The organism is Janthinobacterium svalbardense, assembly GCF_002327145.1.
Classification (GTDB): domain Bacteria; phylum Pseudomonadota; class Gammaproteobacteria; order Burkholderiales; family Burkholderiaceae_D; genus Janthinobacterium; species Janthinobacterium tructae.
In genome coordinates this window covers 5,167,165-5,190,786 of record NZ_CP023422.1, presented here as the reverse complement: position 1 = coordinate 5,190,786, position 23,622 = coordinate 5,167,165, and the positions used below count along the sequence as shown (strand labels likewise).

Below are 23,622 nucleotides of genomic sequence, written 5' to 3'. Positions count from 1 at the left end.
TGGCCGTGTTACGCCTGGTACGGCGTTTCCGGCTGGCCCGCCACGTCCACGCGCACGGACAGCACGTGGCCGCTCAACGGGTGGTCGGCGAGTTCGGCGGCGGAACGGTTGTGGCTGGCGCTGGTGATGTACAAGGTGCGCAGGTCGGGGCCGCCAAACGTCAGCATGGTGGGGCAGCGCACGGGCACGGTAATTTCGCCCAGTACATGGCCATCGGGGGCGAAGCGTAAAATTTTGCCGCCTTCAAACATGGCCGACCAGTAATTGCCTTCGCTGTCGACGGCCGCGCCATCGGGGCGTCCGCCGTAATCAAACGCTTTCTTGTCCGTGGAAAAGCGCTGGAATGGTTGCGGCGCGGAAATGGCTCCCGTGGCTGCGTCGAAATCAAAGCGGTCGATGCGGTGCGTGGTGGTATCGGCGTGGTACATGGTGCGCCCGTCCGGGCTGAAACCCAGGCCGTTCGACACGGTCATGCCGCCGGACCAGACCTTGCGCACTTGTCCCTTTTCCAGCACGAACATTTCCGCCGCATCGGCGCTGCGCGGCTCGAAAATCGTGCCGACCCAGAAGCGGCCGGCAGGGTCGACCTTGCCGTCGTTGAAGCGCGTGGTGGCCATGTCGAACGGTGCCGGGGCGATTTCCGCCAGGCTGCCCGTCTTCGTGTCGAGGTGGGCAAAGCCGCTGCGCAAGGCCACGATCAGGCCGCCGCCCGCGTTGATGGCCAGTGCCGACGGTTCCGTCGGCATGCTCCACTGTTCATGCTGGCCGCTGGCCGGGTGCAAGCGGTGTACGGCGCGGCCATCGATGTCGACCCAGTACAGGGCCGCTTCCTTGCCATGCCATAGCGGGCATTCGCCCACTTGCATGGGCTTGTCGCTGACTACTTTGATTTCGTAAATATTCATAAACCTCAATTAAATTAATACGCCGCTTTGGCGGCTTTCGCCAGGGCAATCAAGCCATTGGTCGAGCTGTCGTGGTGGTCGGGACGGGCTACACCCGTCAGTTCGGCCTGGATTTTCTTGGCCAGCACCTTGCCCAGTTCCACGCCCCACTGGTCGAAACTGTTGACGTTCCACAAGACGCCCTGCACGAAGGTCTTGTGTTCGTACAGCGCGATCAGGGCGCCCAGGGTGGTCGGGGTCAGCTGGTCCATCAAAATGGTGTTGCTGGGGCGGTTGCCGGGGAAGGTCTTGTGCGGCACCAGCGCCTCGATTTCGCTTTCCGGCAAGCCTTGCGCCTGCAAATCAAGACGCACTTCCTCGCCCGTCTTGCCCGTCATGAAGGCTTCCGACTGGGCGAAGCAGTTGGCCAGCAGGGCGTCGTGGTGGCCTGGCAAGTCGTGCGTGGCGCGCAGGGCGGCGATGAAGTCGATGGGCGTGATATCGGTGCCCTGGTGCAGCAGCTGGAAATACGCGTGCTGCGCATTCGTGCCGCAATCGCCCCAGATGACGGGGCCGGTCGGCACGTCGACGGGCACGCCATCCTTGGTGACGCGCTTGCCGTTGCTTTCCATGTCCAGCTGTTGCAGATAGGCGGCGAAGCGGCTCAAGTCCTGGTGATACGGCGCGATGGAAACGGAGCCGCAATCGAGGAACTGGCGGTTCCAGAAGCCCACCATGGCCAGCACCACGGGCATGTTCTGTTCCAATGGTGCCTGGCGGAAGTGCTGGTCCATCGCATGCGCGCCGGCGAGGAAATCGCTGAAGTATTCAAAGCCCACGGACAGGGCCACGGCCAGGCCGATCGACGACCAGACGGAATAGCGGCCACCGACCCAGTCCCAGAACGGGAACATGTTGTCCGGCGAAATGCCGAAGTCGACGATGGCTTGCGTGTTGGTCGAGACGGCCACAAAATGTTGGGCCAGGTCCTTTTCTTCGCCTTCGAGCAGGAACCAGGCACGCGCTGTATTGGCGTTGAGCATGGTTTCGGCCGTGACGAAGGTTTTCGAGGCCACGATGAACAGCGTCGTTTCCGGATCGACTTTCGACAGGGTTGCTTCCATGTCGTGCCCGTCGACGTTGGACACAAAGTGCATTTCCAGGCCTGGGTTGGCATACGAGCGCAGCGCCAGGCAAGCCATCTTCGGGCCCAGGTCCGAGCCGCCGATACCGATGTTGACGATGTCGCAAATCGGCTTGCCCGTGTGGCCGAGCCAGTTGCCATTGCGTACCTTGTCCGTAAACGCCTTGACGCGTTGCAGCACATCTTGCACGTCGGCATCGATATCCTGGCCATCGACCACCAGTTTCGTGCCGCGCGGCGCGCGCAAGGCGGTATGCAGAACGGCCCGATGTTCGGTAAGATTGATTTTCTCGCCTGTAAACATGGCTTCGCGCTGCGCTTCCACGCCGCGCTCGCGCGCCAGGTCCATCAGTAGCGCCATGGCGCTGGCGTCGACACGGTTCTTCGAGTAATCGAGCAGCAGTCCTGCCGCATCGACCGTCATCGTCGAGAAACGTGCGGGGTCAATAGCGAACAGCTCGCGCAGATGCACTTCGCGCAGGCTGGCGCTGTGCGCTTGCAGGGACTGGAAACTGGCGGTGGCGGTGATGGCAGGAGTAGGTGCTGGCTGGCGCATGGCGGTCGGCTTGGGTGCTTGTCTCGGTTGAAAGGAGCGCGGCGCGTTCGTCGTGGCGAACAGCGGATCCGGCGTTGGTATGAGAATAATACATCACAAAAACGTAATTTCACTACAGTTTGTGACGTGAAGCCGATTTTGTTGTGCTTTTTTTAGCGATTGCAGCAGCCATATATAAGAGATATGTTGGCAGCTGCGGATACGCGATATTGCCTGGCTTGGCTTTGACATGCCGCAATTTGTGGCTTATTTCTGTTGTTGGCCCATGCAAGAGCGCTTCTTCTTCAGCATTTTGTAGTAAAATTTCACGAAATACTCATTTTTAAGGAAATCCATATGGCGCTGCATCCAGTAGTCGAATCCGTAACAGCGCGCATCATCGCGCGCAGCCGGCCATCGCGCGGCGCCTACCTGGCGCATCTGGATGCGGCCCGCATTCAGGGCGTGCAGCGCGGCGCCCTCTCGTGCACCAACCTGGCGCACGGCTTTGCCGCCTTTCCCGTCAACGACAAATTGTCGCTGAAAGAATACAAGAAGCCGTCCGTGGCCATCGTTTCCTCGTACAACGACATGCTGTCGGCGCACCAGCCCTTCGAAGGCTTCCCGCAGATTATCAAGCAAGCCGTGCGCGAAGTGGGCGCCGTGGCCCAGTTCGCCGGCGGCGTGCCCGCCATGTGCGATGGCGTAACGCAAGGCCAGCCGGGCATGGAACTGTCGCTGTTCTCGCGCGACACCATCGCCATGTCGACCGCCGTGGCGCTGTCGCACAATATGTTCGATGCGGCCCTGTACCTGGGCGTGTGCGACAAGATCGTGCCGGGCTTGCTGATCGGCGCGCTGCACTTCGGCCACTTGCCCGCCGTCTTCGTGCCGGCCGGTCCGATGACGTCGGGCCTGTCGAACCAGGACAAAGCCAAGGTGCGCCAGCTGTATGCGCAAGGCAAGGCCACGCGCGAAGACTTGCTCGAAGGCGAATCGAAAGCCTACCACGGCGCCGGCACCTGTACCTTCTACGGCACCGCGAACAGCAACCAGATGCTGATGGAAGTGATGGGCCTGCACTTGCCGGGCGCCGCCTTCATCACGCCAAATACCCCGCTGCGCGATGCGCTGACCAAAGCTGCCGCCCAGCGCGCTGCCGTCATCACGGCGCAAAGCACCAATTACTTGCCAGTCGGCCATATCGTCGACGAGAAATGTATCGTCAACGCCGTCGTGGGCTTGCTGGCCACGGGCGGTTCGACCAACCATACCTTGCACCTGGTGGCGATCGCCAAGGCGGCCGGCATCGTCATCGACTGGAACGATTTCAACGAACTGTCGGCCATCGTGCCGATGCTCACGCGCATCTACCCGAACGGCGACGCCGACGTGAACCATTTCCACGCGGCCGGCGGCACCGGTTACCTGATCCGCGAACTGCTCGATGCGGGCTTGCTGCACGAAGACGTCAACACCATCCTCGGTCATGGCTTGCGCGCGCACTGCATGGAGCCCTTCCTCGGTGAAGACGGCAAGGTCTTCTGGAAAGATGCACCGGCCGCCAGCGCCGACGAAAACGTGCTGCGCCCCGCCTCGAACCCGTTCGCGCCGGACGGCGGCATGGTCCTCGTCGCAGGCAACCTGGGCCGCGCCGTGATGAAGGTCTCGGCCGTCAAGCCGCAGCACCGCACGGTCGAAGCACCGGCCCTGGTATTCAATTCACAGGAAGCGTTCATGGCCGCCTACAAGGCCGGCACGCTGGACCGCGACTTCGTCGCCGTGCTGCGCTTCCAGGGCCCGCGCGCCAACGGCATGCCGGAACTGCATGCGCTCACGCCCGCGCTGGCCAACCTGCAGGATGCGGGCCGCCACGTGGCGCTGGTTACCGATGGCCGCATGTCGGGCGCGTCGGGCAAGGTGCCGGCCGCCATCCATGTCTCGCCTGAAATCCTCGCCGGCGGCCCGCTGGGCCTGGTGCGCGACGGCGACATCATCCGCCTCGACGCGTTTACCGGCGTCCTGGAAGCGCTGGTGCCGGCCGACGTCTGGCACGCCCGTTCGCTGGTCACGACCGACCTGTCGCCGAACCACGTCGGCATGGGCCGCGAGCTGTTTTCCATGTTCCGTTCCACCGTCAGCGCGGCGGAAGAGGGTGCCACCACCTTCGGCCTGCCGTCGCCGATTCCCACCACCGTCGCCTTGCACGACGCCGACAATGTCGGTGATATCGTACCGGGTTCCGATGAAGACTTTTTGGCTAGGAAATAAGAGATGACCATGACACTACTGGAAATTATGCGCACTTCGAGCGTGATCCCCGTGATTGCGATCGACGATCCTGAACACGCCGTACCGCTGGCGCGCGCGCTGGTGGCGGGCGGTATCCGCGTGCTGGAAGTGACCCTGCGCACCAAGCACGGCCTCGAAGCGATCCGCGCCATGTCGGCCGTGCCGGGCGCCATCGTCGGCGTCGGCACGCTGACCCGTCCCGAGGAATTCGTCCAGGCGCGCGATGCGGGTGCCGTCTTCGGCGTCTCGCCTGGCCTGACGTCGGCCCTGGTGGCGGCGGCGAAAAGCAGCGGCCTGCCGCTGCTGCCAGGCGTGATGACGCCCGGTGAAGTGATGGCGGCGCGTGAAAACGGCTTCCTGCAGCTGAAACTGTTCCCGGCCGTGCCGGCCGGCGGCATCGGCATGCTCAACGCCATCTACGGCCCGCTGCCGGACATCACCTTCTGCCCGACGGGCGGCATCTCGCAAGAGACAGCGTCGCAGTTCCTGGCATGCAAGAACGTCGCCTGCGTGGGCGGTTCATGGCTGACGCCGAAAGACGCGATTGCGGCCGGCAACTGGGAACGCATCACGGAAATCGCGAAAGCAGCCAGCGGTTTACGTTCGGTTTAAGCGGTACCGGCGCGGCAGGCTTGCATGCCTGCCGCGCTTTCTTCTCTTCTTCTGATGCGAGTCTTGCGCCGCCCCCTCACCATCGGCGAAACCGCCATGGCCCGCAGCGTCTTCCAGGGCGCCATCGACTACGCGCGCGTGCGCGTCGTGCGCGGCTCCTTTTTACCATTCGGCTTGCAGGACCAGAACACGGCGATGACGCCGCGCGGCAGCCTGCACTTCATGCCGGCCCAGTACCGCGATGATTTTTCCCGCGAAGGCCACGGCGGCAAGCTGTTCTTCATCCACGAAATGGTGCATGTGTGGCAGTACCAACTGGGCTACGGCGTGCTGCTGCATGGCGTGCTGCTGGCGCTGCGCGGTGGCTACATTGGGCAGCGCGCCTACCGCTACGACGCGCAGGCCGGCGGCGTCCTGTCCGACTTCAACATGGAGCAGCAGGGCGACATCATCGCCCACTACTTCGGCGCGCGCCAGCTTGGCATTCCCGCCTACGAGGCGCAATTGCCGCAACTGCAGGAGATCCTGCAAGGCTTCCTGCTCAACCCTGCCGACCGGCGCCTGCTGCCGCGCTAATTTTATCTCCCCTGCGCATTTTCGAGCGCACCTGATTTACCCGCATTCAGACCTTGACTTTCGTCTCGGCATTACCTAAATTAAATTATACAAAGAACAATTTATTTGACTTTATTGCAACTTCGGCGCGAGACCGAGAGCAACCTGTCCAAGCGAGTAAATCATGCAGACTAGAAACAGCTGTAGGGGAAAGTTGTGCCTGAAAAAAATGCCGCGCGGCGCGGCCTTGGTGGAGTTTGCCATGGTCGCCCCACTCCTCTTTTTCCTCATCGCCATGATCATGGAACTGGGGGTCATGTTCTGGGTCAACTTGACAATGCAATACGCGGTGCGCGAAGGGGCGCGCTATTCCATCACGGGACAAAACAACCTCGACCCCGCCACGGCGAACAAGCAGCGTTACGAAGCGGTATTGCAAAGAATTAAGGATAGTTCGCTGGGGCTGTATGGCATGGTCAGTCCCGTCATCGTCGTCAATGGCGTGTCGCAAACGCCATCGGCTTACAACAACACTATGTTTGGCGCCGCCGGCGACATCGTCGTCTTGCAGGTGAACTGCACCTGGCCTGTCGTCACGCCCGCCTGGCGCTTGATGGCACTGCTCAATCCCAGCCACCAGACCAGTGCCGGCTCACGCAGCCAATACACCTTCAGCGTGGCTGCCACCATGCGCAACGAGGCCTTCTGATGAACGCGTGCAAACTGCCAATCCGGCGCCAGAAGGGTGTGGCCGCCGTGGAATTCGCTCTCGTGCTGCCATTTTTGCTGATGCTGGCCGTCCCCGTGTTCGACCTGGCGCGCATCGTGCAAGGCGACATGATCCTGACTAATCTGAGCCGCGAAGGCGCCAACCTGGCATCGCGCTCCTCGCAAGACCCCCAGACCATCATGACGGCGCTGGCCATGACGACGCCGCCGCTGGACATGGCCAACAATGGCAGCATGTACATCAGCAAGATCATGGGCAATGGCCCTGGCAAGTCGAACGTCATACTGGAACACTACCGCTGGACCAAGGGGGCGCAGCAGCCGAGCCGGGTATGGACTTGCAACAGCTGGGCCACCGATGGCAGCGGCAAGTGCAGCAACATCCCCAGCGCCGGCTCGGCCATCAATGACGCCATGAGCAACCAGCTCGCTGACGGCGAAGTGATTTATGTCGTGGAAACGCTGTACCGCTCGACCATTCTGTTTGCAGGCATGAACCTGGGCTTCGGCGCCAAAACGCCGCAGCTGAGCGGCAACCTGTACGCCAAAACCATCTTCTGACATCCGGACGCCATCATCCGCTACCTGGAGGGCATCATGAAAAAACGTAACACGCCTGGAAAAAAGGCCAAGGGACAGGTTCTGATTGTCGTGGCATTGTCGCTTGTCGTGCTGATAGGCGCCGTGGGCCTGGCCATCGATTCGGGCCTGGGTTTCATTGTCCGCTCCAAGCTCAACTCTGCCGTCGATGCGGCCAGCATCGCCGCTGCCCGTTCCGTCACACAGGGCGTGGGCGAGGCCGCGCAACGGGCCAGCGCGCAGGCTGCCGCGCGCAAATTCTTTGCCGCCAATTTTCCCACCGGCTATCTGGGTGCCACGCCCAGCTTTCCCGATCCGACCATCACGTTTGACGCGGGCAAGGTCACAGTCGACGCGTCGGCCACGGCATCGGTGCCGGTGACCCTGATGCGGGTGTTGGGCTTCAATTTTCTCAATGTCAGCGCAGCGGCGCAAACCATCCGCAAGGACCTGGACCTGGCGTTCGTGATGGATACCTCGGGGTCGATGGCGTCCGTGGGGCCGACCGTGATCAGCAGTGCGAAATTGTTTCTGACCAAATTTAACAAGGACCTCGATCGAATGGCCCTGATTCATTTTTCGTATGGCGCTGTACTCGACAATACAATACGTACCAGCACACGCGGCTTCGCCCTGAACGATACGGATGCGCCGACCGGCTCGGCGGACGGCAAGGGCATGAATACTCACATCGGCAAATACGTTTTTGACGGCTTGACCAATTCCGCCGAAGGCATGTGGAATGGGCGCAACCAGCTCAACAGCATTCCTCTGGCCCAGCGTTCCAGCCTGCGCGTCATCGTGTTTTTTTCCGACGGCACGCCGAATACCCTTTCTTCCGTTTTTACCTTCAAAAAACCTGCTGATTGCACCACGCCCGGCTCGCTGATCACGAACGATGCCGCCACCGGCACGCCGGCTGGCTTGTGGCTGATCAACATGCAGAGTTCGACGGCTGCGGGAAAGTGCTACCAGGGAAGCGATATCGTCAAAAACCTGGATGCTGCCGCCTTGCCAAAATGGTACAACGCGCACAATCTGGCTGACCAGGAGTTCGCCATTTATCCGGGCACCACGCTGCGGCCCGTGACCAACGATACCAGTACCAATGCCAAGACCTGGGTGAATGTCAACAATGCTTCGCGCAACCTGCTCGAAGCGATGGCCGCCAAGGCACGCTCGGAAGGCATGTATGTATTTACGCTGGGCCTGGGAACGCAGTTGACCACCGTCAATGGCCCCGTCGCTGGCGACACGGGCGAGAGTATTCTCAAGTGCATGGCCAACACGACGGATGCGCCAGCGCGTTGCGCCACGCCGACGCAGCCGGTGGGCATCTATTGCCACGCGGCCAATGCCACCGAGCTCAAACCGTGCTTCGAGAAACTCGCCTCGGCCATCTTGCGCATCAGCATGTAGTTGCTCGCCAGGCAGGCAACAGGGCCGGACACGCAGTCCGGCCTTTTTTTGGGTTCATCGCGGCAGGCGCCTTCACCGCATCAAGCACGCGCCTGCGACGCATACGTGCGTAGTTGGCGCCATACGGCCAAGCCGGACATGTTGTTCGGGCCCGCCAGCACAGCACTGGACAGGCATGCGGTGCTGCGGCAGGGGCAGGCTGCGAGAAAGGGCAGGGAGGGATGCGTTGCTGGCGGGGGAAGGCATTGCTCCCGGCAGTGGCTGCTGCCGGGAGTCGTAGGGAACGCTCGTCTTAATTACCGCCAGCCATGCCTGGCAGCAGGATGCGGTAGATTTGCAGGAACGCTGGCCCCATCAGTACCACCAGCAGCGAGGGGAAAATGAAGAAGATCAGGGGAAACAGCAGCTTCAGGGCGATTTTCGCGGCTTGCTCTTCGGCCAGCTGGCGCCGTTTGGTGCGCAGCTGATCGGACTGCACGCGCAGCGAGGAGGCGATGCTGGTGCCGAAGCGTTCGGCCTGGATCAGCATGGACACCAGGGCGTCGACATCCTCGACGCCCGTGCGCAGGCCCAGGTTGCGCAAGGCGCGCTCCTTGGAATTGCCGGCGCGCAGTTCCAGCGTCAGCAAATGCAGTTCCTCGGCCAGCACCCCGCTTTTCAGGCTGATCTCGGCCGCTACCCGCGCCAGTGCCGCATCCATGGCCAAGCCCGCCTCCACGCAGACGGTCATCAGGTCGAGTGCGTCGGGAAACGCTTCAAAGATCTCGCGCTGGCGCAGGCGGATGCGCCGGTTCAGCCAGAGATTAGGCAGGTAGTAGCCGAGGCCGGCCGCCAACAGCAGGCACAGCAGCAAATTGATGCCATCGTTATGTACCCCGGCCAAGCTCAGCCCGAGGAACAGCAGCACGGGCAGGCCGATGGCCAGGCCCGTCTTGGCGCCGAAGTACAGCAGGGGCGCCGACGGATGGCGCAGGCCCGCATGCATGAAGCGCAGGCGTATCCTGGACGTTTCCCAGCCGTCTTCCGGCAAGGACAGGCGGGCCAGCGGTCCGCTGAACTTGACGAAGTGCGCCAGCCATTGGCGCGCACCGCCTGCTTCGCTGGTACCCACACTGTCGAGGCGCTGGCGTAGCGGGTCGGGTATGGCCAATAGCAGCACGAACATGGCGCCGGCGAAGACGGCGATGAAGAGCAAGCCCAGAAATCCTATTTGCACGGTAGTCATGATGTTTTCTCCCTCGACACTACACCCGGATGTGGATGATCTTGCGCATGATGAGGATGCCGATCAGCATCAGCATCGCAGCACAGGCCAGCATTTTTTTTCCACCGGGATCGTCGTACAGCACGGCCAGGAAAGTCGGATTGCTCAGGTGGATCACGGCCGCCGCGGCGAATGGCAGCAGCGACAGTATCCAGGCCGACAGGCGCGCCTCGGCCGACAGCACGCGCACCTGGCCCAGCAGTTTCATGCGGTCGCGGATAATGTGGCTGATGCTCTCAAGCAGTTCTGCCAGGTTGCCGCCCGTCTCGCGCTGTATCAGTACGGCAATGACGAAATAACGCATGTCGGTGCTGGGCACGCGGGTGGCCAGGTTCATCAGGGCATCCGGCATGGCGATGCCGAAATTGACTTCGTCGAAGGCGATGCGAAATTCCTCGGCCAGCGGCGCGTTCATTTCATCGCCGACCATTTTCAGTGCCGTGGGAAAGGCATGGCCGGCGCGCAGTGCACGGCTCATCAGGTCGAGTGCGTCGGGCAGCTGCATGCCGATGCGCAGCAAACGGCGCGCCTTGGCCCGCTCGATGTAGTACAGGGGCAGCAGGGCACAGGCGGCCGCCACCAGCAGGCGCAGCAGCCAGGGCAGGTTGATGAAGCTGATGGCCACCAGGGCGACGAGAAAGGTCAGCAGCACCAGCATGGCCCACTGGGCCACGCTCCATTTCAGGCCCGACTGCTCCAGCAGGCGGTCCAGGGCATGCACGCGCGGCACCTCCAGCAGCAATTTCTGCAGCGCCGGCGTTTCACTGAGCAGGCGCTGCTTGATCATGGTGTTGTTTTGCTCGCCCGCGTGGGCACCGGCCGACAGCACCCGCAGCCGATGCGCCACCCGCTCCGATTCGGGGCCGCGCGCATTGTTCCAGCTGTGATACAGGCCCGTAATGAACAGCACCACGGCGAGGAAGATCAGCGCGCCGAAGACGTAATAGCTATAGTCCATGGCCCTTCTCCTTAGTGGTATTGGCGGCTGGGATCGAACAGGCTTTCCGGCACCACGACGCCGAAGGCGCGCAGGCGGTCGAGGAACTGCGGCCGCACGCCGCTGGCCTGGAAGTGTCCGCTGACGGTGCCGTCCTGGGCAATGCCGGTCTGGCGAAAGGTGAAAATTTCCTGCATGGTGATGATCTCGCCTTCCATGCCGGTGATCTCCTGGATCGCCACCACCTTGCGCTTGCCATCGGTCAGGCGCGCCACCTGCACCACCACGCCGATGGCGGCGCTGATCTGCTGGCGCATGGCCTTACCCGGCAACATCGAGGCAGCCATGCTGATCATGTTTTCCAGCCGCGTCAGCGCGTCGCGCGGGGTATTGGCGTGAATGGTGGCCATCGAGCCTTCGTGGCCCGTGTTCATCGCCTGCAGCATGTCGAGCGCTTCGGCGCCGCGCACCTCGCCAAGGATGATGCGGTCGGGCCGCATGCGCAGCGCATTGCGCACCAGCGCGCGCTGCGTCACCTCGCCCTTGCCCTCGATATTGGCCGGCCGCGTTTCCAGGCGTACCACGTGCGGTTGCTGCATCTGCAGTTCGGCCGCATCTTCGATGGTGACGATGCGCTCGCTCGTGCTGATGAAGCCGGAAATCGCGTTGAGCATGGTGGTCTTGCCGCTGCCAGTGCCGCCGGAGATCAGAATATTGACCTTGGCCTTGCCCAGGCCTTGCAGTATCTGTGCCATTTCCGTCGTCAGGCTGTGCCGTTCCACCAGGTCGGCCAGGCGCAGCGGCTGGGCCGAGAAGCGCCGTATCGACATCACCGGGCCATCGATGGCCAGCGGCGGGATGATGGCGTTGACGCGTGAGCCATCGGGCAGGCGCGCATCGACCATGGGACTCGATTCGTCGATGCGCCGGCCCACGCGCGAGACGATCTTGTCGATGATTTTCAGCAGGTGGGCATCGTCGGTGAAGCGAATATTGCTCAGTTCCAACTGGCCATGCCGCTCGACATACACCTGGCGGTAGGTATTGACGAGTATGTCGGAAATTTCCGGATCGGCCAGCAGCGGTTCGAGCGGGCCGAAGCCGAGCACTTCATCCTGGATGTCGCGCACCAGCGTGCGCCGCTCGATGTCGTTGATGACGACATTATCTTCATCGAGCAGGCGTCCGACGAGGGTTTTCAGGTCCTCGCGTATCTGCTCCTGCGACAGGCGCTGCATGCCCTCCAGGTCGATCCTGTCGAGCAGGGCCTGGTGCACATGCTGCTTGAGTTCATGGTAGGCGGGATTGTCGGCGCTGCCAGCGCGGGGTGCGCCGAACGGCGCGTAGCCATTCGGCGCGGCGGCGCTGCCGAGGCGTTCACGCAGGCTGGGATTGCCGCCATGGATATCGGTACTCATGCTGTTTCCCCTCGAAGGTGAATGGGCCGGCTACGCTGGAACAGGCGCGAAAACAGGCCTGCCGGGACGGGCGCGCGCCCGCCCGACAGCTTGCTGGCACATTCCTGCAGCGACTTGGACAGCGGGCTGCCCGGCGCCAGCTTCAACACCGGCACGCCCTGGTTGACCGAAGCGGCCGCTGCCGCGTAGTGATTCGCGATGGTATGGAAGATGCGCTGGCCATACGCCGCCTCCAGGTCGCGCAGGCGGATTTCATCGTCGCCTGCGTAGCGGTTCAGGATCAGGTGAATCTTGCTTACCGGATACTCCAGTGACTGGAACGCCTGCAGCAGGCGCTTGCCGTCGCGGATATAGGGCAGCGTTGCCTGCATGACGGGACAGATCATGTCGGCATGGTCCAGCGCGCGCACGCTGATGGCATCGAGGCCGCGGCCCAGGTCCAGCACGATGAAATCGTACTCGCTGCGCGCCAGGTGCAGCAGCTGGTCGATGTGTTCCGGTTTCACGTCGCTGGAATGGGCCGGATCTTCGGGCGCGGCCAGGATGCTGAAATTCGGCGTCACCTGCACCATGCTGGCGGCCAGGAAGGACGCGTCGAGGCGGTGGATTTGCTGCGCCACGTGCGACAGGGTCGCCGTCGGCTTCTGGTCAGAGACAAACAGCGCCGCATCGCCGAACTGCAGGTTCAGGTCGAACAGTGCCACGCGCTGATTGTCCAGCGACAGGGCATAGGCCAGGTTGGCGGCGATGAAAGTGGCGCCGCTGCCGCCCTTGCACGAGGCAAAGGCGATCACCTTGCCATGGCGCTGCACGTGCCGCGCGCTCTTGTCCTCGAGACGCTGCAGCGCCGCATTCAAGGCCGCGCCGCTGTCGGCTTGCGGCAGCACTTCGCCCACGCCGGCGCGCATGGCTTTCAGCAGGAAGTCGCTGCCCTGGTGCTCGCATTGCAGGATGATGGCCATGCCCTGCTGGCGGCTGGCCAGGCGCTCGATGCGCGCCAGGTCGGCATCGTCGATGACGGGTTGCGCCAGCAGCAGCACGTCGGGCGCCGCCATTTCGGCCGTGCCGGCAAGCCGCTCCAGGCTGCCGATGGCGCTGTCGATATCGTCGCCGGCATGGCGCTCGCGCAGCAGCGCCGCCATCCCGGCCAGTTGTTGTTCGTTACTGGAGATAATGAAGATTTTCACGGCGGGCTCCGGCTGTGGATGGGATCAAAGGGCGGGGCGGCAGTGTCAGCGTTTGCTGACGCCGATCGTCAGTACGTCGGGCAGCGGTTCGGGCGCGCTGAACGACTTCTGATACAGCTTGTAGCCGCTGATGGCGCTCCTGCCATCGAGGCCCAGCACGGGATTGGTATTGCTGGCCGCAGCGGGATACAGGATCTGCTGTTGCTTGAGCAGGGTCAGCGCCTCGCCGAAATGGCTGTCGAGCACAGGAGTGGTCGTGGCGGCACAGCCAGCCAGCGATACCGCTGCGCACACCAGGCAGCGGGGCAGGGTACGTGTGAAGGTAAAGGTTTTCATGGGGTGCTCCTATTTGAGATCATCGATGATGCTGGCTGACGGCGTGGCCGCATCGGCCTTGGGCACGGCGCGGTATTGCGGCAGATCGTCGCTGGGCGATGTCGGCATGGCGGGCGGCACGGGGGCCGGCATGGCTGCCTGGGGCGGCATGGAAGCGGGTGCTGGCAGCGGCGCTGGCATGGGCATCGGTGCCGGCTGCAGCATCGGCTGCGGCTGCGGCTGCGGTGCTGGCGCCCGGCCTTCCATTTTTCCCTGCAGGAAGACGTCACCGCGCGTCGGCGGTATGTACTCGTCGGTGGGCAGTTTGTAGTCGGCCGGCAATGGCTTGACCAGGTGCGGCGTGATGATGAAGACCAGTTCCGAGCGGTCGGTCTGGAAATCCGTGCTGCGGAAAAGCGCGCCCAGTACGGGAACTTCACCCAGGCCCGGTAGGGCCTTGATATTGCTGGTGACGTTGTTCTTGATCAAGCCGCCGATGGCGAAGCTCTGGCCGTCGAACAGTTGCACCGTAGTGGTGGCGCGCCGCGTGGTAAACGAGGGCAGAATGGCGGTCGTCGAGATGCCCGTAGCGGTGATGCCGATGCCTTCCTTGTTCAGGTCGGATACTTCCGGCGACACTTTCAGGTTGATGCGCCCCCCTTCGAGCACGGTGGGGGTAAATTTGACGGCCACGCCAAACTCTTTTTCTTCCAGCGTGATCGTGGGCGTGCCGCCGTTGTTGGTCTGGCTGACGGGAATGAAAATCTTGCCGCCGGCCAGGAAACTGGCTTCCTGGCCGCTGATGGCCATGATGTTCGGCTCGGCCAGCACCTTGATCAGGCCATCGCGTTTCTGCGCGTCGAGATTGAAGAAGTTGTTCTTGCTGGCGCCGCTCAAGCCGCTGGGATTATTGCTCAACAGGCTGGACAGCAGCGAATACGACCAGCTGCCGATGGTCTTGTTGATGCCCAGGCTGGCGCCCAGCTGGTCGACCAGGGTTTTCGATACCTCCGCCACTTTGACTTCCAGCATCACTTGCTGCGGCGCGGCGATGGACATCAGGTTGATCACGCGCGGCGAGGGAGCGGGTCCGCCCGAGGGATCGGCGGGGCCTCCAGCGGCGGGCGCTGGCGCTGCGCCGGCGCCCGCCGCCGCAGCCGTGCCGGTGGCAGGACGCGAACCGCGCTGGGCATACGCGTTCGCCAGCGACATCGCCTGGTCGGCCTTGACGGTATCGCTGACCATGCCCGACAGGATCAGCGTGTCGCCAGCGACCGTCACATGCAAGTCTTTCTCGTTCGGCAGCAATGCGCTCAGGCGCGCCTGCAGCAGGCTGCTGTCGATGCTGACGGACAGGTCGATGATGCTGGCCTCGTTGCTGCGGTTCCAGATGATCAGGTTGGTGGTACCGACGGATTTGCCCAGCAGATAGACATCGGTGGTATTGAGCAGGATCACATCGGCGATGCGCGGGTCGCCCACCGAGACGCGGGCGACGGGAAACGGCAGGTGCATCAAGGTCGACTTGCCTTCGGCCAGGGCCATGCTCCGGCTGACGTCGGTGTGGCTGCCGGCCGAGTCCGGCTTGGCTTGCGGCGTGATGGCCTTGGCGCGTGGTGCGCGGTACACCACTTTTGGCGGCGGCGAGATGGCCGCCGCAGTGGCTGTGGCAGAGGCGCCAGCCATCTGCGGCTTGGCGCCCGGTGGCGTCGTCGACAGGCCGGGCGAAGTCGCTGGTGGCGCCGGGGCGGCCACTTCGCCATACGCGGCCGGAATCAGGGCGCCGATGGCGGCGATGGCGAGGGCCATGCGCAGGATGCGGCTCCCGTTTGCTGTGCTCAGTTTGCTCATGGTGCTCATGGCATGCTCCTCGTGGTGCGGATCGGGCAGGAATCCGCGTTGTTCAGAATTGTTGGGAACTGCGTTCCAGCCCCTTGATGACATCGACTTGTGGCCCGACCGGTCCTTGCACCACGCGGTGGCGCACGACAGGGCGTGGTGCTGGCGCCGGTACCTGGGCGGCGACCTTGGTGTCGAGCAGGCTGGTCTTGGTGGCGCCTTCAGTGTTGACGGGCTTGTCTTCGATCTGGTTGCGCAGCACCAGCGAGAGCGTGCCGACGCTGCGCGCCAGGTCAAGCTTTTCCGCCTGGTCCGGCGTCAATTCCAGGGTCACGGCATTGACCACCTTGGGCTTGGTGTCGTCGCGGCTCGATTCCTGTGCGATCGCCAGCACGAGGATGCGTTCGAGGACGATCTTCGAAATGCTGGGGTCGCGTCCGCTGGCATTCTTGGTCATCTCGTCCTGGGTGTTGACGAGAATGTCGACATAGTTGCCGGGCAGGGCAAAGCCAGCCACGCCTACCACGTCATTGACGCGCACGGTCATGGCGCGCTTGCCTTCGCCGACCACGGCCGACAGGCCGCCCTGGGTGCCGGGGGGCGCCAGCTTGCTCTCCATGATCGGTTCGCCGTGCTGGATGCTGGTGCGCGTGACGCGCGCGTCGAGCAGTTTCGGATCGTTGAAGGCGCCCGGCGGCAGCGCGTTGGCGGGCCAGTCGACCATGCGCACCATTTCAGGCGAGATGCGCGCGCCCAGGCTGATGTCGAGTAGCGCAACGGCTACCTTGTTGGTATTGCCCGAAGCCTGGGCATTGATCCAGCGCGCGGCCACGATGACCGCCACGAACGCCAGGATGACCGCGAAGGCCATCATCGTCAGAGCGCGTGCGTTTCTCATTTTGATACTCCTTTATGCAGGACCGAAGCCGATCCGTTCTGTATGCCGGCGGAGCCGTCGGCGGCGCCGAAATAGTTGTTCCAGGCCCAGTGCAGCGCATCGGCTTCCAGGCGTGCCGGACGGCCCTCGTAGCACGCCACGTCGCACAATTGGGACAGGATGTCGCGTGGATAGCAGGCCAGCAGCGGCCGCGCATGCTGGCCATGCAGTTGCAGCAGGTAGTGGTAGCTGGCGTGGTTGAAGGCCATGCCGAATTGTTCGCAGGTGTTGCGGAACACGGTTTCGTAGTGGTAGCCGCTCAGTTCGCCGATATGGATCTTGTAGCCAATGCGGCGCAGGAAGGAGTCGTCGGCCAGCTGCTGCGGTGCCAGGTTCGAGGAAAACACCACGATGACGTCGAAGGGCACGGGAAACTTGTAGCCTGTGTGCAGCGACAGGTAATCGACGCGGCGCGACATCGGCACGATCCAGCGGTTCATCAGTTCCACGGGAGAGCAGCGCTGGCGGCCCAGGTCGTCGATGATGAAGATGCCGTTGTTGGCTTTCAGGTGCAGCGGCGCCTGGTACAGGCGCGCGCCCTGGTCGAATTGCAGGTCGAGCATGTCGAGCGTCAGTTCGCCGCCGGTCAGCACGGTGGGGCGCAGGGCACGCACCCAGCGCGGGTCGGCCGGCGGCGCGGCGCCGCTGGCCAGTGTGTGCAGCATGGGGTCGAGGAAGGGCAGCACTTCGCCATCGACCATCACCGCATGCGGCAGGGCGATGGTCCCGCTGAGCAAGCCATGCAGGCGCTCGGCCAGGTAGGTCTTGCCGCTGCCGGCGGGACCGTGCAGCAGCAGCGCCCGGCCCGAGTTCATGGCCGCGCCCAGCTGGTCGAGTACGGCAGCGCTGGCCACCACGGTGTGAAACTGCTGCATCACGGTGTCGCGCGTGACTTGCATGCGGGCCACGCTTTGCGCCAGCACCTGCGCGCTGTAGTCGGCCAGCGTGACCGGTGCGGGGCCGCTGTAGGCATTGCGCCGCAAATAGTCGGCGGCGCGCAGGCGTCCCTGGTCGCCCAGGTGATACTGCTGGTCGGCGTCGGTGCCGCTGTAGCCGGTGCGCTGTACCTCGCACAGTTTTTCGGCGCGCATGAAGGTCAGCAGCGGTTCGAGCACGCTGGCGCCCAGCTTCACGTGCGCCGACAGGGCCGGCAAGCTGATCTGGCCGCGCTGGAACATGACTTTCACCAGCAGTTCTACCAGGAACAAGAAGGGCAAGCCGGTCTCGGCCACATTGCGCGGCGCGCGCATCGCTGCCGGCGTGATGCTGCCGTTGGCGGGTTCTTCTGGATAGGTATCGGGCATGACGGCTCCTTGTTGCGGGTCGATCTGGGCTGGTGATCAGAAAATGAAAGGCAGCAAGCGGTATTTCACCTGGCGCATGTAGGCGCGGTAGCGCACGTCGGCAGCCAGGAAGCGCTCTTCGCGCAGCAGGCGCGCCAGTAGCAGCGACATCGTCGCGACGTAGATGAGAAGATTCGCTGTCGAGGTATTGGCCAGCACGTAGCCGCTCAGGGAAATCAGGTAGCTGGCGTACAGCGGGTGGCGTATCACGCGGTAGACGCCGCGGGTCTTGATGGTGCGCTGGGCAGCCACCAGGCCGAAGCTGCGGTTCAGTGACAGCAGGCCCGTGAGCAGCAAGGCGCTGCCCGGCAGCAGCAGGTAGCGTGCATCGGCCCAGAGCGCCATGTCGGAAGGATTGAAGAAGAAAGGCGCGAAGGTGGCGCCGATGGCCAGCAGCCAGTCGCGCATGTCGGTCGAGACGCTGTCCGGTACCGTGCGGATCAGGAAAAACAGGGCCGAGACGGTTTCCGTCATGCAGAACAGCAAATAGCTCCAGTCACTGGTGTGAAGGTAAGCGAGCACGTGGGCATAGGCAAACACGGCCCAGATGCCCGCCATGAAGGCGTTGCCGAGCAGGCTGGCGTGCCGCGAGTGGCGCAGGGTGCTGATGGCGTTCATGATGGCGTCCCGTTCTGGATGCGGTCATGGAGTTGCGCTGTTCAGCGCAAGCTCCACAGGTGGTTGTACGTCAGGAAAATTTGCAGGCCCGTGCCGCTGGTGATGGCAAACGCGTAAGCCAGCTTGCCGGTGACGGCAGGCGGCTCGGCCACGGTAGCGGGGCCGCCTGCAAGACTTTGCAGCAGCGTGCCGAGCAGCATGTAGTAGGCGTTTTTCAGCACCTGGCGCAAACGGCGTCCCAGCAGGGCGGCTGCGATGGCCAGCACGCCGCCAGCGAGCAAGGTCAGCAGCACCGCTTCGAGCACGGCAAGCGGCCCCAGGAAGGCGCCGCACATGGCCATCAACTTGACGTCGCCGGCGCCCAGGGCGCGCAGCAAATACATGGGCAGCAGCAGGGCCAGTCCGGCAGCGGCGCCGGCCAGCGACTGCAGCAGGCCCAGGCCGCCAAACGGCTGCTGGAACAGGCCGGCGCCGGCCGGCAGCATGCTGTTCAGGAGCACGCCGCCCACCGTGCCCCACAGCACCAGGCGATTCGGGATGCGCCGCGTGCGCAGGTCATGCCACAGGGCAGCACCCAACAGGCCGGCCAGCAAGGCCAGGCACAGCAGCGAGGTCAGGGCGGCACTCATGACAGCAGCCCTCCCTTGCTCATGCATGGCGCCGCAGCGCCCAGCGTGCTGACGCAGACGCCGCCGGCACGCAGCATGCGGCCCACCGCATGCCAGACCAGTGCCGCGCCGGCCGCACCGGCATAGCCGTCGAGCGCGTAGTGCCAGCCCAGGTGCACGGAACCGAGCATGATCAGCATGGCGAAAACGCTGAGGGCGAGGCCGGCGGTGCGGCTGACGCGCCAGCCCAGCAAGGCCATCAGCACGGCGGTGGCGACATGCATGCTGGGCATGGCCGAGATGCCCAGTTCGCTCGAAGCGCCCCTGCTCTGGTAGTCTTGCCACAGCGTGTCTTGCACCGACAAAGCCCAGATGGGGAAGTGCTGGTTGGCTTCGTGCAGATAGGCCATCAGTGGGGCGTAGGGGTCGCTGTCGTGCAAGTGGCCGTAGTAGCAGGGGCCGACGGAGGAAAACAGCATGGCCGCGATGCTGCCCAGGATGATCCAGGAGAGGACAAAACTGAGCAGGAACTGCATGCGCAGCAGCGGGCGGCGCATGTCTTGCGCCAGCCAGTAGATCGTGGCATAGAACAGGAAGAACCACAGGTGGTAGCTGACGTTCAGCAGGCCCGTCATCCATGGATAGCCCAGCAGCGGTTGCAGCCATGCCCATGGCGCGCTGCCGCCGTGCAGGGCGATATCCCAGGCGGACAGGCGGCTGTCCCAGGTGTAGGGATGCAAGCGGGGAATGGCCGCCTTGAAGGCCGTGAAGCTGGCGGCAAAGATGGGAATGAGCAGCAACACGGGCAGCGCCTGCAGCAGGCGCTCCCTGCTCAGGTAGCGGCGCAGCACGTGATACAGGTCATGGCACAGGCGATCTGGGCGCAGCCCGAGCATCACATACAGGCTGTAGCCACATAGCGCAAACACGGCGCACAGCAGCGAAATGAGGAGAAAGCCCGAAAGTATCGGCACGCTGTCGCGCAGCGTGGAGAGGCTGCCAAGGAGTAATGTGACCGCGGCGGCATAGCCAAGCACGATCAGGCATAGGGGGCGGTGGCTGAGGGCGTTCATGATAGCGCCAGGATGATCTGGTCCTTGATATGGCCGTACATGAGCAGCACCTGGTCGCCGACCAGGCTGATGCTGGCCACCACTGCCACTGCCAGCAGGCTGGCCAGCAACGCGTATTCGATCGCGGTGACGGCTGAATCGTCATGCAGGCAGGAGAACAGGCGTTTCATGGCGTACCTCGGAAACTGGACAATTGCCAACAGCCGGGCCGCACAGGGCCAGCCCGGCTTGTGGTCTGTTACGCGGCGGGAACCAGGGCAGTAGCGACCTTGTTGAAGATGATGTTCAGGTTCGTGCCGATGAGCTTGACGGCAACAATGATCACGACAGCGATCAAGGCGGCGATCAGGCCATATTCAATGGCGGTCACGCCATCTTCTTCGCGGATAAAGTTTTTGATGAGGTTCATGACAACTCCTGGTGGTTGAGGAACTACGGTGGGTGAAACAGCATTGCTGTCTTGCAGGGGTATTTCCGCGAAACGCTGCCTTACGGGCTTACTCCCAGTGCCAGCAGCCCGATGATGCAGATCACGGCCAGCAGTGCGGCGACCAGGGCATAGCGGTAGAAGGCGGCCTTTTCCTTGCCCTGCAAATAGGCGGATAGTGATGCAGGAAGAAACTTGGCTAGGCGCATGCCGTGCTCCGTATCGTGGTGGACCGTGGCGTGTGATTTGCACTCCGGTAACACCAATATAGAAGTGGGCAGCTTGATCTACATCAGAAGAACCTCCCTTTCCGGCCGGGAGGATATGCTCGATTTTTTCGGGACAATTGTCATGGCTGGGCTTGGCACGCGCAGGCGCAGGCCGAACGCATGCCTGGCGCTACGCTGGCAAAGCGGGCGCCCTGTGAGGGGGTGCGGCTGCGGAAACGGGAATCAGCTGGCGGGCGGCAATTCGCCCAGTTGATGCTTGCTGGCGTAGGCGTACAGTTCCAGGCGGTTGTACACGCCCAGCTTGCGGTAGATCGACGTCAGGTGGTTGCGCAAGGTGTGTTCCGAGATGAACAGCTGGTCCGCCAGCAGCTTGGCTGGCGTGCCGCTGCCGTGCACCAGCGCGGCGATGATCTTTCTTTCCTTTAAGGTCAGGCTGGCCACGGCGATGGCGTGCGCCGATGCGCCGCCCGGCTGCGTCAGCTGGGTCATCATGCGCCCCAGCATGGCTTGCTCCAGCCACAGTTCGCCGTGGTAGACCTTTTCGATGGCCTTGAGCACCATCTCGGCCGGCGCATCCTTGCTGATGACCCCACGCGCGCCTTTGAGGATGGCCTGGTCCAGCGTGGCCTGGTCGTGGCTGGCTGTTAGCACCAGCACGCGCGTGCTGCCGCACTGCGCCAGCGCGGGCAGGATGGCCAGCGAACTGACGCCGCCCAGGTCCAGGTCCAGCACGATGACATCGGGTTCCAGCGCCAGCGCCTGTGCCAGCGCTGCTGCGCTGTCGGACGCTGTGGCGACCACGCGCATGCCCGAGTGTTCGCCGCCGATCAGCCGTTCCAGGCCCCACAGCATGGTCTTGTGGTCGTCGACCAGCATGACGCGGATGCTGGTGTGGGTGTGGACGTCGGGCAGGTGCTGGTGTTCATTCATGTCGGTCATATCGGGATCTCGATCTGCACGGAAGTGTGGCCCAGGCGGCTGTGGGTGACGCGGGCGCTGCCACCGAGGGCAGCGGCGCGCTCGGCCAGCGAGTCGGGCAGGAAATCGGGCACGTGCGCGGCCGCGCATTCATTCTCGATGCTGATGTGCAGCGCGCCCTGCACGCAGGTCAGCTTGACGGCGCCGTGGCGCGCCGAGGTATGCTTGCGGATATTGCTCATGCCCTCGTTGACGATCTGGAACACCTCGGCCGCCAGGCGGTCGTTGATATGCAGGTCGCCCTCGATATGCAGGGTGATGTCGATGCCATAGAATTCGTGAATCTGTGCCGCCTGACGCCGTAGCGCCACCAGCAGTTCCGGCTCGCTTTGCACCTGGCCGTTCTTGAACGTGCGCGCATAGCTGCGCAGGTCGGCGATCACCTGACCCGACATGATGATCAGTTTTTCCAGTTCGGGCAGCAGCGGATTGCCCGGCGTGGCTTCATTGCGTAGGGCGGCCAGGCCGTGGCGCAAGCCGATATACGGCTGCACGGCCGTGTCATGCAGGTCGCGCGCGATCTTTTCGCGCTCGCGCGAGGCCGCCTGCGATGCCAGGCGGTCGAGCAGATCGATGTTTTCAATGACGGGAAACGCCTGCGCGCCGATATGGCTGAGAAAAAGGGCGTCGGTCTTGCTCATGCTGGTGGCGCAGACGATAAAGATGTGGCCCTTGCCATTGCGCAAGGGCAGTGGCGCGCTGATGAAGGCGTGCGCTTCGAGCAGTTCGGCCAGGCGCGCGCCTGCCGCAGCGTCATGCCGTAGCCAGCGCCCGCTGTGGGGATCGAGCATGCGCGCGCCGCCTGTCCACGGCAGCCAGGGGCCGACGGGCTGGTTGTACAGCGCGATTTTATCGTGCGCGAAAGCGAGCAGGAGACTGGCCGCGTCGTCGCTGAGGAGCGAGCTGGTGTGCACGACGCCCGTTGCCGTATGCAGTACGCTGCGCAGCGACCAGACGCGTGTGCCCTTGTCCTGCATGACCAGCAGGCAACTGCGGCCGTTGAAATAACTGCGGGTTTTTTCCAGCACCGAGCTAATGGTCTGGTCGACGCCGAAGCGCGGATTGGACAGCTGGCTGACATCGCGCAGCAGTGCCAGGTGGCTGCGCTGCGTGATGGCCGAGCCGCCCCAGTAGGCGATCATGTAGCCGAGCGCCAGCAGGAAGGTGGTGCGCAGCAGCAGGCGCGACAGTTCCGCATCCGTTTCGCCGAACAGGGCGGTGGCGGCGAACAGGCCGGCCGAGGCCAGGGTGATGCGCGCGCCTTCCTCGAAGCCGCGCTGGAACGACGAGGTCAGGATGGCAAAGAAGAAAAACAGGAAAAACAGGTTGTTGTGGTTGCTGCTGGAGAATACGATCAGTGCATACCAGGCCACGTCCAGCCAGTACAGCAGAATATCTTCCGGCAAACTCAGGCCCAGGACGGCCAGCACATACAGCAGCAGGCTGTGCAGGGTATACGCGGAAAAGATCAGCCAGGTGATCTTGCTCAGCTTGCCGGCGCTTTCGGGGTCGATGAACAGGGTCAGCAAGGTAGCGCTCGACAGCAGCAGGCGCATGCCGTTCACCATGGTCGTATCCATGCCAGCACCCGGCAAGCCGGATTTGAAGGAAGGATCGAGATTCACAAGCGCTCCTGGCCGTGTCCCGCATGGGCAGGCCATGCGCATGGATAGATACCACAGACAAATTCTTGTTGTTG

24 protein-coding genes are annotated in these 23,622 nt (G+C 63.4%); 6 read left to right on the top strand and 18 right to left on the bottom strand.

Going from position 1 to position 23,622, the window contains the following annotated elements; genetic code table 11:
* Positions 1-8: 8 nt before the first annotated feature.
* Positions 9-905 (bottom strand): SMP-30/gluconolactonase/LRE family protein, encoded by an 897-nt coding sequence (locus CNX70_RS23075; RefSeq protein ID WP_096237410.1) that lies wholly within the window; start codon positions 903-905, stop codon positions 9-11.
* A gap of 14 nt (positions 906-919) precedes the next feature.
* Positions 920-2,584 carry a glucose-6-phosphate isomerase gene (pgi, locus tag CNX70_RS23070; protein WP_096237408.1) on the bottom strand — a complete coding sequence of 555 codons (1,665 nt, stop codon included), beginning with the start codon at positions 2,582-2,584 and terminating at the stop codon, positions 920-922.
* A 336-nt stretch (positions 2,585-2,920) separates the two neighbouring features.
* Here pgi and edd point away from each other — a divergent pair, with 336 nt between their 5' ends.
* The 6 genes from edd to CNX70_RS23040 all read left to right on the top strand — a co-directional run bounded on the left by edd (position 2,921) and on the right by CNX70_RS23040 (position 8,749).
* A complete protein-coding gene (edd, locus tag CNX70_RS23065) occupies positions 2,921-4,834 on the top strand; it encodes a phosphogluconate dehydratase (RefSeq protein ID WP_096237406.1) in 1,914 nt (637 codons plus the stop codon).
* A 3-nt stretch (positions 4,835-4,837) separates the two neighbouring features.
* On the top strand, positions 4,838-5,467 hold the full coding sequence (eda, locus tag CNX70_RS23060; RefSeq protein WP_096237404.1) for a bifunctional 4-hydroxy-2-oxoglutarate aldolase/2-dehydro-3-deoxy-phosphogluconate aldolase: 630 nt from the start codon (positions 4,838-4,840) through the stop codon (positions 5,465-5,467).
* Between the two features lie 63 nt (positions 5,468-5,530).
* Positions 5,531-6,043, top strand: a complete 513-nt coding sequence (locus tag CNX70_RS23055) for a hypothetical protein (RefSeq protein ID WP_096237402.1) — start codon at positions 5,531-5,533, stop codon at positions 6,041-6,043.
* A 163-nt stretch (positions 6,044-6,206) separates the two neighbouring features.
* Entirely contained in the window at positions 6,207-6,731 is a 525-nt protein-coding gene (locus CNX70_RS23050) for a TadE/TadG family type IV pilus assembly protein (protein ID WP_096237400.1), read from the top strand.
* Positions 6,731-7,312 carry a TadE/TadG family type IV pilus assembly protein gene (locus CNX70_RS23045; protein ID WP_096237398.1) on the top strand — a complete coding sequence of 194 codons (582 nt, stop codon included), beginning with the start codon at positions 6,731-6,733 and terminating at the stop codon, positions 7,310-7,312. The genes CNX70_RS23050 and CNX70_RS23045 overlap by 1 nt, the downstream gene beginning before the upstream one ends.
* Positions 7,313-7,348: 36 nt before the next feature.
* Positions 7,349-8,749 carry a vWA domain-containing protein gene (locus CNX70_RS23040; protein ID WP_096237396.1) on the top strand — a complete coding sequence of 467 codons (1,401 nt, stop codon included), beginning with the start codon at positions 7,349-7,351 and terminating at the stop codon, positions 8,747-8,749.
* Between the two features lie 292 nt (positions 8,750-9,041).
* Here the strand turns inward: CNX70_RS23040 and CNX70_RS23035 are convergent, their stop codons facing one another.
* From CNX70_RS23035 to CNX70_RS22965, 16 genes are all read right to left on the bottom strand, one after another.
* Entirely contained in the window at positions 9,042-9,974 is a 933-nt protein-coding gene (locus tag CNX70_RS23035) for a type II secretion system F family protein (protein ID WP_096237395.1), read from the bottom strand.
* A gap of 19 nt (positions 9,975-9,993) precedes the next feature.
* Positions 9,994-10,971, bottom strand: a complete 978-nt coding sequence (locus CNX70_RS23030; protein ID WP_096237393.1) for a type II secretion system F family protein — start codon at positions 10,969-10,971, stop codon at positions 9,994-9,996.
* Positions 10,972-10,982: 11 nt separating this feature from the next.
* On the bottom strand, positions 10,983-12,368 hold the full coding sequence (locus CNX70_RS23025; RefSeq protein WP_096237391.1) for a TadA family conjugal transfer-associated ATPase: 1,386 nt from the start codon (positions 12,366-12,368) through the stop codon (positions 10,983-10,985).
* Complete coding sequence (locus CNX70_RS23020) at positions 12,365-13,555, bottom strand: CpaE/TadZ family protein (RefSeq protein ID WP_096237389.1); 1,191 nt, start codon at positions 13,553-13,555, stop codon at positions 12,365-12,367. Before CNX70_RS23020 ends, CNX70_RS23025 begins: the two co-directional genes overlap by 4 nt.
* A 45-nt stretch (positions 13,556-13,600) precedes the next feature.
* Positions 13,601-13,891 carry a pilus assembly protein gene (locus tag CNX70_RS23015; protein WP_096237387.1) on the bottom strand — a complete coding sequence of 97 codons (291 nt, stop codon included), beginning with the start codon at positions 13,889-13,891 and terminating at the stop codon, positions 13,601-13,603.
* A 9-nt stretch (positions 13,892-13,900) separates the two neighbouring features.
* Complete coding sequence (locus CNX70_RS23010) at positions 13,901-15,730, bottom strand: type II and III secretion system protein family protein (protein WP_244198930.1); 1,830 nt, start codon at positions 15,728-15,730, stop codon at positions 13,901-13,903.
* A gap of 43 nt (positions 15,731-15,773) precedes the next feature.
* Positions 15,774-16,607, bottom strand: a complete 834-nt coding sequence (gene cpaB, locus CNX70_RS23005; protein WP_096237385.1) for a Flp pilus assembly protein CpaB — start codon at positions 16,605-16,607, stop codon at positions 15,774-15,776.
* On the bottom strand, positions 16,604-17,950 hold the full coding sequence (locus CNX70_RS23000; RefSeq protein ID WP_096237383.1) for an ATP-binding protein: 1,347 nt from the start codon (positions 17,948-17,950) through the stop codon (positions 16,604-16,606). The genes cpaB and CNX70_RS23000 overlap by 4 nt, the downstream gene beginning before the upstream one ends.
* A 36-nt stretch (positions 17,951-17,986) precedes the next feature.
* Entirely contained in the window at positions 17,987-18,607 is a 621-nt protein-coding gene (locus tag CNX70_RS22995; protein WP_096237381.1) for a methyltransferase, read from the bottom strand.
* Positions 18,608-18,648: 41 nt separating this feature from the next.
* Positions 18,649-19,236: an A24 family peptidase gene (locus CNX70_RS22990; RefSeq protein WP_096237379.1), complete on the bottom strand. Its 588-nt coding sequence runs from the start codon at positions 19,234-19,236 to the stop codon at positions 18,649-18,651.
* Positions 19,233-20,288, bottom strand: a complete 1,056-nt coding sequence (locus CNX70_RS22985) for a phosphatase PAP2 family protein (RefSeq protein WP_096237377.1) — start codon at positions 20,286-20,288, stop codon at positions 19,233-19,235. Before CNX70_RS22985 ends, CNX70_RS22990 begins: the two co-directional genes overlap by 4 nt.
* Positions 20,285-20,458, bottom strand: a complete 174-nt coding sequence (locus tag CNX70_RS22980) for a Flp family type IVb pilin (RefSeq protein WP_096237375.1) — start codon at positions 20,456-20,458, stop codon at positions 20,285-20,287. Before CNX70_RS22980 ends, CNX70_RS22985 begins: the two co-directional genes overlap by 4 nt.
* A 68-nt stretch (positions 20,459-20,526) precedes the next feature.
* Positions 20,527-20,697, bottom strand: a complete 171-nt coding sequence (locus CNX70_RS22975) for a Flp family type IVb pilin (protein WP_096237373.1) — start codon at positions 20,695-20,697, stop codon at positions 20,527-20,529.
* An 80-nt stretch (positions 20,698-20,777) separates the two neighbouring features.
* Positions 20,778-20,924: a hypothetical protein gene (locus tag CNX70_RS28420; RefSeq protein ID WP_157751248.1), complete on the bottom strand. Its 147-nt coding sequence runs from the start codon at positions 20,922-20,924 to the stop codon at positions 20,778-20,780.
* A 243-nt stretch (positions 20,925-21,167) separates the two neighbouring features.
* The gene (locus CNX70_RS22970) at positions 21,168-21,884 is read right to left on the bottom strand and encodes a response regulator (protein WP_341865531.1); all 717 of its coding nucleotides are present in this window, start codon (positions 21,882-21,884) and stop codon (positions 21,168-21,170) included.
* Positions 21,881-23,548 (bottom strand): sensor histidine kinase, encoded by a 1,668-nt coding sequence (locus tag CNX70_RS22965; RefSeq protein ID WP_157751246.1) that lies wholly within the window; start codon positions 23,546-23,548, stop codon positions 21,881-21,883. Before CNX70_RS22965 ends, CNX70_RS22970 begins: the two co-directional genes overlap by 4 nt.
* Between the last annotated feature and the right edge of the window lie 74 nt (positions 23,549-23,622).

Coding starts and splice junctions, on each gene's coding strand:
- CNX70_RS22985 (WP_096237377.1), bottom strand. CDS start 20,288: ATGAACGCCCTCAGCCACCGCCCCCTATGCCTGATCGTGCTTGGCTAT.
- CNX70_RS23025 (WP_096237391.1), bottom strand. CDS start 12,368: ATGAGTACCGATATCCATGGCGGCAATCCCAGCCTGCGTGAACGCCTC.
- eda (WP_096237404.1), top strand. CDS start 4,838: ATGACCATGACACTACTGGAAATTATGCGCACTTCGAGCGTGATCCCC.
- CNX70_RS22975 (WP_096237373.1), bottom strand. CDS start 20,697: ATGAACCTCATCAAAAACTTTATCCGCGAAGAAGATGGCGTGACCGCC.
- edd (WP_096237406.1), top strand. CDS start 2,921: ATGGCGCTGCATCCAGTAGTCGAATCCGTAACAGCGCGCATCATCGCG.
- CNX70_RS23015 (WP_096237387.1), bottom strand. CDS start 13,891: ATGAAAACCTTTACCTTCACACGTACCCTGCCCCGCTGCCTGGTGTGC.
- CNX70_RS22970 (WP_341865531.1), bottom strand. CDS start 21,884: ATGACCGACATGAATGAACACCAGCACCTGCCCGACGTCCACACCCAC.
- CNX70_RS23030 (WP_096237393.1), bottom strand. CDS start 10,971: ATGGACTATAGCTATTACGTCTTCGGCGCGCTGATCTTCCTCGCCGTG.
- cpaB (WP_096237385.1), bottom strand. CDS start 16,607: ATGAGAAACGCACGCGCTCTGACGATGATGGCCTTCGCGGTCATCCTG.
- CNX70_RS22995 (WP_096237381.1), bottom strand. CDS start 18,607: ATGAACGCCATCAGCACCCTGCGCCACTCGCGGCACGCCAGCCTGCTC.
- pgi (WP_096237408.1), bottom strand. CDS start 2,584: ATGCGCCAGCCAGCACCTACTCCTGCCATCACCGCCACCGCCAGTTTC.
- CNX70_RS23045 (WP_096237398.1), top strand. CDS start 6,731: ATGAACGCGTGCAAACTGCCAATCCGGCGCCAGAAGGGTGTGGCCGCC.
- CNX70_RS28420 (WP_157751248.1), bottom strand. CDS start 20,924: ATGCGCCTAGCCAAGTTTCTTCCTGCATCACTATCCGCCTATTTGCAG.
- CNX70_RS22990 (WP_096237379.1), bottom strand. CDS start 19,236: ATGAGTGCCGCCCTGACCTCGCTGCTGTGCCTGGCCTTGCTGGCCGGC.
- CNX70_RS23040 (WP_096237396.1), top strand. CDS start 7,349: ATGAAAAAACGTAACACGCCTGGAAAAAAGGCCAAGGGACAGGTTCTG.
- CNX70_RS23000 (WP_096237383.1), bottom strand. CDS start 17,950: ATGCCCGATACCTATCCAGAAGAACCCGCCAACGGCAGCATCACGCCG.
- CNX70_RS22980 (WP_096237375.1), bottom strand. CDS start 20,458: ATGAAACGCCTGTTCTCCTGCCTGCATGACGATTCAGCCGTCACCGCG.
- CNX70_RS23050 (WP_096237400.1), top strand. CDS start 6,207: ATGCAGACTAGAAACAGCTGTAGGGGAAAGTTGTGCCTGAAAAAAATG.
- CNX70_RS23035 (WP_096237395.1), bottom strand. CDS start 9,974: ATGACTACCGTGCAAATAGGATTTCTGGGCTTGCTCTTCATCGCCGTC.
- CNX70_RS23010 (WP_244198930.1), bottom strand. CDS start 15,730: ATGAGCACCATGAGCAAACTGAGCACAGCAAACGGGAGCCGCATCCTG.
- CNX70_RS23075 (WP_096237410.1), bottom strand. CDS start 905: ATGAATATTTACGAAATCAAAGTAGTCAGCGACAAGCCCATGCAAGTG.